General features: G+C 65.4%; 7 protein-coding genes and 1 tRNA gene. 5 read left to right on the top strand and 3 right to left on the bottom strand.

The features are described 5' to 3' along the window. The first annotated feature begins 48 nt into the window (after positions 1 to 48). Positions 49 to 1,641 carry a PucR family transcriptional regulator gene (locus tag AC51GR_RS23615; RefSeq protein ID WP_496327098.1) on the top strand — a complete coding sequence of 531 codons (1,593 nt, stop codon included), beginning with the start codon at positions 49 to 51 and terminating at the stop codon, positions 1,639 to 1,641. Positions 1,642 to 1,734: 93 nt separating this feature from the next. Here AC51GR_RS23615 and pgfA read toward each other — a convergent pair whose 3' ends face one another. Continuing rightward, on the bottom strand, positions 1,735 to 2,907 hold the full coding sequence (gene pgfA / locus AC51GR_RS23620; protein WP_496327099.1) for a cell envelope lipid trafficking protein PgfA: 1,173 nt from the start codon (positions 2,905 to 2,907) through the stop codon (positions 1,735 to 1,737). A 187-nt stretch (positions 2,908 to 3,094) separates the two neighbouring features. Here pgfA and AC51GR_RS23625 point away from each other — a divergent pair. Both AC51GR_RS23625 and AC51GR_RS23630 read left to right on the top strand, forming a co-directional pair. Continuing rightward, positions 3,095 to 3,170: transfer RNA gene (locus AC51GR_RS23625), tRNA-Arg, on the top strand. A gap of 348 nt (positions 3,171 to 3,518) precedes the next feature. Continuing rightward, the gene (locus AC51GR_RS23630; RefSeq protein WP_496327100.1) at positions 3,519 to 4,805 is read left to right on the top strand and encodes a family 1 glycosylhydrolase; all 1,287 of its coding nucleotides are present in this window, start codon (positions 3,519 to 3,521) and stop codon (positions 4,803 to 4,805) included. Here the strand turns inward: AC51GR_RS23630 and AC51GR_RS23635 are convergent. Beyond that, positions 4,702 to 5,745 (bottom strand): hypothetical protein, encoded by a 1,044-nt coding sequence (locus AC51GR_RS23635; protein ID WP_496327101.1) that lies wholly within the window; start codon positions 5,743 to 5,745, stop codon positions 4,702 to 4,704. The two genes, AC51GR_RS23630 and AC51GR_RS23635, sit on opposite strands and share 104 nt — an antisense overlap. Before the next feature lie 181 nt (positions 5,746 to 5,926). On the opposite strand from AC51GR_RS23635, the gene AC51GR_RS23640 reads away from it, so the two are divergent. Beyond that, complete coding sequence (locus tag AC51GR_RS23640; protein WP_496327102.1) at positions 5,927 to 6,733, top strand: SDR family oxidoreductase; 807 nt, start codon at positions 5,927 to 5,929, stop codon at positions 6,731 to 6,733. Positions 6,734 to 6,737: 4 nt separating this feature from the next. Then, a complete protein-coding gene (cobF, locus tag AC51GR_RS23645) occupies positions 6,738 to 7,508 on the top strand; it encodes a precorrin-6A synthase (deacetylating) (RefSeq protein ID WP_496327103.1) in 771 nt (256 codons plus the stop codon). A gap of 56 nt (positions 7,509 to 7,564) precedes the next feature. On the opposite strand, the gene AC51GR_RS23650 is transcribed toward cobF, so the two are convergent. Then, positions 7,565 to 8,620, bottom strand: a complete 1,056-nt coding sequence (locus AC51GR_RS23650) for an IS110 family RNA-guided transposase (RefSeq protein WP_496323328.1) — start codon at positions 8,618 to 8,620, stop codon at positions 7,565 to 7,567. Between the last annotated feature and the right edge of the window lie 265 nt (positions 8,621 to 8,885).

Raw genomic sequence — 8,885 nt, forward strand, 5'->3', positions numbered from 1 at the left:
GCCAAAGAGTGTGTTTATCCTTGGTCCAGCTGAACAAGGGAGATGGCGATGTCCCAGCCCGGTTTACCGCCTTCGGTCACGCTGGGGCGTCTACTGCTGGCGTTGGACGGCACGCTGGTGACGCTGGTGGAGGCGCCGCAGGGTCTGGATCGGCCGGTGTCGTCGATGGCTTTGCTCGACGACGATGATCTTCACCTCGGCGTCGGCCGTGCGGCCCGCCGGGCCGACCTTGCACTGCTGGTCGGTATCGGTGCCGAACGGGTGATCACCTGGCTGGCAACGCTCGGGGCGCGGCCCCCCAGCGCGATCCTGGTCAAGTCGCCCACGGCAACGCTGGTACGCCGGGCGGCGGGTGCGGGCGTCGCGGTGGTCGCCGTCGATCCGCACGCCCGCTGGGAGCGGATCTACAACCTGATCGGGAGGGTGCTGGAGCAGGCGCGCGCCGGAACCGCGGAATCGATGGCCAGCGGTACCGCCGGCGATCTGTTCGCGCTGGCGCAGGCAGTCGCGGACCGGACCGGCGGACTGGTCAGCATCGAGGACGCCGACTCGCATGTGCTGGCCTACAGCACCTCCGGCGAGCACGCCGACGAATTGCGGCGCCTGTCGATCCTTGGCAGGGAAGGTCCACCGGAGATGCTCGACTGGCTGCGACAGTGGGGTGTTTTCGGTGCTCTGCGGGCCGGGACGGACGTGGTGTCGGTGGCCCGACGCGACGACCTCGGGCTCCGTCACCGACTGGCGGTCGGGATCCGGGGAGCCGGCGGCACGACGTATCTGGGAACCCTGTGGTTGCAACAGGCCGACGCCGACCTGGCGGTGGACTCCGCGGAGGTGATCGCCGGTGCATCCGCCGTCGCCGCCCGCATCATCGCGCAGTCGGCGGCGATGCCGTCCGTGCACGGCGAGCAGGTTCAGCGCTTGCTCGGGTTCCGGGGTGAGGGGGTGGACGTCACCTACCTTGCTCAGGCGCTGAACATTCCGGATGAGGGCCCGGTGGTTGTCGTCGGCCTGGCGGCCCGGGGACACGACGAGGGTCCGGGGGAGCAGAACCTGCCGGCGTTCACCTTGCACGCCAGCGCCTTTCGGCCCGACTCGGTGACCGCGGCGGTCGGCGGACGGGTCTACGTACTGTTCCCGCAGACGAGCGGGGGGCCCGCGACGGTGCAGTGGGCACACCAGACCGTCGCGGCAGCCGAACGCAGGTTCGGTGTCCGGATCCGGGCGGTGCTCGCCGAAGGCGCCGGGGTGGCCGATGCGGCCAGATTGCGCGGCGAGGTGGACCGGGTGATCGACGCCGCGCGCCGGGAAGGCACGCTCATCGACCCGGTCACCACCATCGAGCAGTCGCGGACGCCGGTGTTGCTCGGTGAGATCGTCGGATTGCTGGCCGCCAACCCCGGATTGGTCGATCCCCGGGTGACCGCACTGCGCGACTACGACGCCGCGCACGGGACCGAGTTGATGAGGAGCCTGCGGGCCTACCTGGACGCATTCGGCGATGTCCGGGCGGCGGCGGGCGAGTTGCACATCCACCCGAACACACTGCGGTACCGGTTGCGTCGAACCCGGGAATTGACGGGCCTGGATCTGTCCGATGCCGCGTCCCGGCTGGTCGTGGCCCTGGCCCTGCGCATCTGATCCGCGCGGACCCCCGGTCTGCAGATGACAAGAGCCCCCGAGCGTTCGCTCGAGGGCTCTTGCGGCGATCTGTCAGAGAGGCGACGTGCGAGGTCAGCTCCTGGGGAACTGCTCGGTGTTGTCGGTGACCGAGACCGGGGCCGGGGTCGGGCGCCGGAGCAGCAGGATCACACCTGCGATGAGGAGCAGTCCGCCGACGGTTCCGAGGATCGCCGGAAGGATCACCCCACCGAGGCGAAGCTGATCGACGTAACCGGAAGCCTTGTCCGACTGCCGTTCGACGGTGGCCTCGTCCCACTCCATGGTCGCGGCGAATGCGTCCATCTCGAATTCGCGGATCGGCGCGGCCAGATCAGGATCTTCCCAGCCCGGAGACTTGAAGTACTGACGCTGCTCTTCCATGCCCTTGAGGATGGTGCCGGTCTGCGGTTCCACCCAGACGTGGCGGGTGGCCTTGGCGAAACGGTCCATCACGATCTTCTCGCCTGCCGGAACACCTTGGATACCCCACCAACTGGCCGGCATCTCCAGCGAGGTGCCCAGTGCGGGCTCCCCGTTCGGCGTCGGAAGTGTCACCTGATCGACCTCGGGAACATCGCTCACGAAGTGGTATGCGGTGAGGCCGTTGATCTCTTCTTCCTCGACGAACGTGGCGGTGACGTCCTGTCGGGAATTGGAGTCGTAGTAGATCTGGTCGGTCTTCTCGACGTCGAAGCCGAACTTGTACTGGTATCCCTCGCGAGGCGCTTCGACGAAGTTGTCGGTGTCCTCGATGGTCACCGTGCCTTCGGGCGCCTGGACGGTGTGGATGCGAGCGATGTTGCCATTCGGCTTGCTGGTGTCGCGATCGACAGACACGACGTCGACGTTCGAGGTGAGAACGGCATCTTCACAGGTGAGCTTGGCGTTGGCCGCCCCTGCGGTCGGTTCGTAGGTCTCGTCGCCGTCGCGGATCAGATCGATCATCACGGTCTGCCCGGACTGCAGTGTTGCCTGATCGGAGTTCGACGGGTTGATGATGATGCTGCGACGCTGCTGCGTCAGATGCGCATCAAGGACCTGTGCCTTCGGTTCGCTGACCGAACAGCGGTTGAAGACGCGTGCCGGGGTGTTGTTGTCATCGGTCAGTCCTGCCGGAACCGACGTCGCCACAGAGGTGATATCGAGGTCCAGAGGAACCACTTTGAGCTTGGGAACCAGCCACAACGGTACTGCGATTGCGGCGGTCACCAGGGCGATTCCGATGAAGATCAACGCCGGTGCCAAAATTTTCTTGATGTCATACCCCTCTCGAACGGCGACAAGCGAGTTAAGTATTACAGCAGTCATTGGAATGGTTACGCTTGGTTGCCGATTCCGGCATACCTCGCATCCCGCTCGGGGCGGGTACGGCGTTTCTTTGTGCCCGAACCCCGGTGTCGCCGACCGCGCAGGTAATGTCGTGACGCGAAGCGCCTTAGTAGCTCAGGGGATAGAGCAACCCTCTCCTAAAGGGTAGGTCGCAGGTTCGAATCCTGCCTAGGGCACCACTGCCTCCGCGGCCGGGTATCGCAGCAGTTCAGGACGGCAATCAACGGCTACGTACCCCGGGCATCTCCCGGGCCCACTCACCTGACTACCGCGCGGTGATGGCTCGGCGGCAGGGCGCGTTGGCAACGATGAGCCAGGCGGATCGGCCGCGCGCGAATAGTTGATGAACTCGATCGAATTCCAGATCTGACCTTGGTGATCAATTATGCTGAATTCGCCCGGCTGGTCGGGGGTCGATCGACTGGGATATTCGGTCCGCAGTGATCGACGGGGACCGGGTGCTCGAGAAGGTGCTGGCCAACCTGGCCTATGTGATGTGAGCGGGCAGCGAATCCTGGGTAGGGAAGATGCGACGACTGTTGGCGGTGATCCTCCCGCTGATATGTGCCATCGCGATTCCGGCCGCACCGGCGGCCGGCCAGGATCCCGGACTCGGGCCGGGCTTTCTCTGGGGCGTGGGGTCGGCCGGGTTTCAGTCCGAGGGCTCCTCTCCGGACAGCAACTGGTTGCGGTATTCGAACAGCGGTCGCGTCGACGAGCAGGTGGGCACCTCGGTCGATTTTCGGAATCGGTTCGAAGAGGACATCAACAACGCCAAGGCCATGGGCGTGAGCGTCTATCGGTTCAGCGTCGAGTGGGCGCGCATCGAGCCCTCGCCGGGCGTCTGGGATCAGCGCGAGCTCGAATACTACGACCGCGTGATGCACTACATCCTGCTGGCGGGGATGACGCCGATGATCACGTTGGACCATTGGGTGTACCCGGGGTGGGTCGCCGACCGCGGTGGCTGGAACAACCCGGAGATGGCGCAGAGCTGGCTCACGAACGCGCGCAAGGTCGTTGACCGCTATGCCCGGTTCGATCCCATCTGGGTCACCATCAACGAGCCGATGGTCTACACCTACCTCAAAGAACTGTCCTTCGGCGGTGTGGAAGCCCGAAACGTTCCGTTGATGCTCGATCAGCTGGTCCGAGTGCATCGCGACATCTACGACCACATCCACTCGATTCAGCCCGACGCCTGGGTGACGTCGAACTCGGCTTATCTGCCGACCGTTCAGCCGGCGCTCGATGCGATGTTCCTCGACCGGATCGCTGACAAGCAGGACTTCGTCGGCATCGACTATTACTACTCGGTGGCGACAACCGACCTGAACACCTACAACGCCGCGTCCGAGCAATTCTGGAAAGCGTCGTCGTCGGCCGATGGCCTCTACTACGCGTTGCGTTACTACGCACGGAAGTTCCCCGGTATGCCCCTGTACATCGTCGAGAACGGCATCCCCACCGAGAACGGGCAGGCCCGCCCCGACGAGTACCGCCGAGAAGACCAACTGCGCGACGCGGCCTACTGGATCGCCCGGGCCCGGGCCGACGGGATGAACGTTGTCGGCTACAACTACTGGTCGATCACCGACAACTACGAGTGGGGCAGCTACACACCACGTTTCGGTCTGTACCAGGTGGATGCGACCTCGGATCCGAGCCTGACCCGCAGGCCCACCCCGGCCGTCGCCGCCTATTCCGAGATCATCGCCAACGCCGGCGTTCCGGCCAGTTATCGGCCCACCCGCCCGGCGGATTTTTGTTCTCTCGTGGATGCGCCGACGAGCTGCAGTCAGCCGGTACGTTGAACGAATCGTTGTCCCGACCGGACTCCGATTCATGGGCTCCTGCCGTGCCGGCCAGGTTCTCCTGGGCCGAACGTTCGGCCTCGGCGGACCCGAACATCGCCACGGCAACCGCGCCGAGAACCGCGAACGTGAATCCGGCGAGGGCAACCCATTGCATGCCCGGCACCGTCGAGTCACCGAGCCAGAGCACCCCGACGATCCCGGGCGCCGTGGTTTCCCCGACAACCAGTGCCGCCGTCGACCCGTTCACCTCACCGAGCTGTAACGCCACGGTGTGCAGATAGAACCCTGCCGCACCGGCGATGGCGATCACCCAGGCGGCGGGATCGGTCAGCATGGTCGGCAGCGACAGAGGGTCGATGCCGTCGAGGATGCGCACGCCTATCACGACCGCACCGAACAGCAGGCCTGCCGAGGCACCGGCGGCAACCGACCCCGCTCGTCCCATCTTGCGAACCGTGAACAGGGACAGCAACACCAACACGATGGTGATCGCCAGTAGCGCCCAGTGCAACGAGGGTGGCGTCGAATATTCGGTCAGCGGCTGCGACGCGGAACCCAGGAGCAGCAGCGACAGCAGGACCGTGCCCATCGCGATGTAGTCGCGGGTGTGCAGCTTGATCCCGAGGAGCCGGACCCCGAGGACGGCCGTGACGATGAGGTTGCCGGCGACGATGGTCTGCGACAGGAACAGGGGCAGCATCCGGGCTGCGCCCGCCCCGGCCACGAAGCCCAGGACGTCGAATACCGCACCGGCGACGAAGACGCCGGTCATCGCGGTGGCCACGGTGGACCGCCAGGACGGGGACCCGGCCGCCGTGGACATCCGCTCATCACCGGCGTTCGCGCGTGCCGCCTGCCGTGCTCCGAGGGCCTGCATCACCGACGACAGGCCATAGCCCACCGCCGCGAGTACGGCCAAGCCCACTCCGAGCAACATTCGACTACCCCTTCGCGTGCACTTCTTGGGTGCACTTCTTGGGTGCAACACATCCAGGATGCTCAGGTATTTCCCAGGTTCGCCACTGATTTTTCCGGCTTCGCCACTGATTTTGCGTTGTTCGACCGACGCCGGGGGTGTGCTGGTGCTCTCCGGGAGAACCTGGACCTAGGGTTGAGCGATGAGCAAAACCGTGTTGATCACCGGCGTATCGAGCGGAATCGGCGCCGAAGTCGCCCGGCAGATGGTTGCCCGCGGACTGACGGTTCTGGGGACGAGCCGACATCCCGCTGCCATCGAGAATCCGATCCCCGGGGTGACCTACCTGGAACTCGACCAGAACGACCCGGCCAGTATCGCGCGGTGCGCCGACCATGCCGGTGCGGTCGACATCCTGATCAACAACGCCGGGCAGTCGCAGATGGGTCCACTCGAGGACACCCCGATGGAGGCCATCGAAAAACTGTTCGCCACCAATGTGTTCGGCCCGATCGCACTGACGAAGGCGATCCTCCCCGGGATGCGGGTGCGCCGGAGCGGCACCATCGTCATGGTCGGCTCGATGCTCTCCAGTTTCCCGCTGGCCTTCCGCTCGTCGTACGGTGCCACCAAGTCGGCGCTCAAGGCGTTCGCGGACGGCAGTCGACGCGAACTCGCGCCGTTCGGCGTGGCGATCTGCACGGTGGAACCGGGCACCATCGCCACCGGTATCGGTGATCGGCGGGAGTACTTCATCGCCGACGACTCGCCCTATCGCAGTGACTACGACACGGTCGCCGCGGCCACCCGCCGCAACGAGGATGCCGGTCTGGCCGTCGGGCCGATGGCGGAGGTGATCGTCGAGGCGGCGCTGGCGAAGGATCCGAAGCCGTTGTACGCCAAGGGGAACCGGGCGCCCATCGTCTTCGCGTTGCGCCGCCTGCTGCCGCGCCGCACCATCGGCGACATCACCGGCAGATTCCACGGACTCCCGAAGGCCAGGCCCTGACGACATGCGCACGCTACTGGTCATCGGCATCGGGCCGGGCGATCCACGTCAGATCACCATCGAGGCCATCGATGCGATGAAATCCGTCGACGCATTCTTTGTCCTCGACAAGGCGCCCGAACGCGGCGTGGCGGTCAAGCAGTCGCTGGTGGGTCTGCGCAAGGAGATCTGCGACCGCTACCTCGACGGGGGCTACCGGTTTGTCGAAGTCCCCGATCCAGCCCGGGACCGAAGTCCGGACGACTACGCGGCCGAGGTCCGGCGCTGGCACGATGCTCGCGCCGATCTGATCGAGCAGGCGCTGGCCGGGGAGCTGTCCGAAGACGGTGTCGGCGGAATCCTGGTCTGGGGTGATCCGGCGCTGTACGACAGCACATTGCGCATCGTCGACACGATCGTCGCGCGCGGGCGCCTGGAGCTCGACTACCGGGTGATCCCGGGCATCACGAGTTTTGCCTCGTTGACCGCTGCGCACAAGATCCTGCTCAACCGCATCGGTGAGCCCATCCACATCACCACCGGACGTCGACTGGCCGATACCCCGGCCGGGGCCGCGGCCAACCAGGTGGTGATGCTCGACGCCGATTGCACCTTTTTCCAGACGGCCGCGCCCGACGATCAGATCTGGTGGGGCGCCTACCTCGGGACGCCGGACCAGCTCCTGATCTCCGGCACCGTCGGTGAGGTCGGTGAGCAGATCCGGGAAACCAGGAACGCCGCCCGGGCGGACCACGGCTGGATCATGGACATCTACCTGCTCCGCAAACCCCGATGATGTGGCCTTTTGGCGGAGCCCACCTGGGCTTTTACTCGCCAAAAGTTGCTCCTATGTCAAGCGGCGGCGGTCTGAATGGCTCGTGGTTGGGGCGCAGTGTCGGTGATCAGGCGTTGATAGACGGTGCGGACCAGGCGGCGTCGGAGTGCTCGGAGGGCTGCGGTGGTGGAGTCGCCGGCGGCGCGGCGTTTGCGGTAGTAGGTGTAGCCGTCGCTGTCTTCGAGTCGGGTTTGGGTCAGGGCGATGCGGTGCAGGGCGGTGGTGAGTTGTCGGTTGCCGCAGCGCGGTAGCCGGACGCGGCCGGCGGTGTTGCCGGACCAGACCGGGATGGGGGCGGTGCCGGCGTAGTTGGCGTAGGCGTCGGCCGAGTGGAAGCGGGCGATGCCGGCGGTTTCGCCGACGATTTTGGCTGCGGTGAGTTCCCCGCAGCCGGGTAGCTGTAGTAGCGAGGGAACCAGTTCGCGGACTCGTTTGCCGATCTCGGTGGCCGTGGTGTTGATCCGGGTGGTCAGGGAGATGATCTCGTCGAGTTCTTCGCGGGCGATGTCGGCCAGCAGTCCGGTCTCGGTGGCCAGCTGTGCGGCGAGGATCTGTTGGTGTTTGTGCATGCTCAGCGAGCGTGGTTTGGGGGCGTAGGCGGGGTTGATTTCATGGACTCGCCACAGCAGTCGGTTGATTGTTGAGGTGCGTTGTGCGACAAACACTTCGCGTCGATCGACTAGTAGACGTATCTCGCGGGATCGGGGGTCGGCGCCGGCGGCGGGCAGGTTCGGTTCGCGCAGCACTGCCCGCGCGACGGCCAGAGCGTCGATGGGATCTGATTTGCCGCGGGTACGTGCCGAGGCACGGGTGTGGGCCATCATTTTGGTGGGTACCCGCACGGCGGTCTGGCCGGCGGTGAGTAGGTCGCGTTCGAGGCGGGTCGACATCTGTCGGCAGTCTTCGATGCCCCAGAGCAGGTCGGTACCGAACTGGGTGTGGGCCCATCGCATCGCGGCATGATGGCCGGCGGTGGTGGCCGGGGCGGTGAGTTGGCCTAGCTTTTTGCCGACGGGATCGACGGCAACAAATGTGTGTGAGCTCTTGTGTACATCGACTCCAACTACAACCATGGTGGTTGCCTCCTGATTTCAGAAACAGGGACCAGGGACGGTTGGGCCGGTCGGTGGGCAATCCTCAGTTGGGGGCGTTGCCACGCTCCTATCAAGCCACATCGGCCGGTCCTTCCCACCTGGTGTTGGCATAACTTTTGCAAGACCAGACATGCGCATCAATGCGATGCCGGCAGGCACATCAAGAGCCAAACACCAGGTGACCAGGACCCAACCACCGCTCAGGCGGCAACACAAGAGTCACACTGAGGGCACATCATCGGGG

Source organism: Williamsia sp. z71 (genome assembly GCF_059553375.1).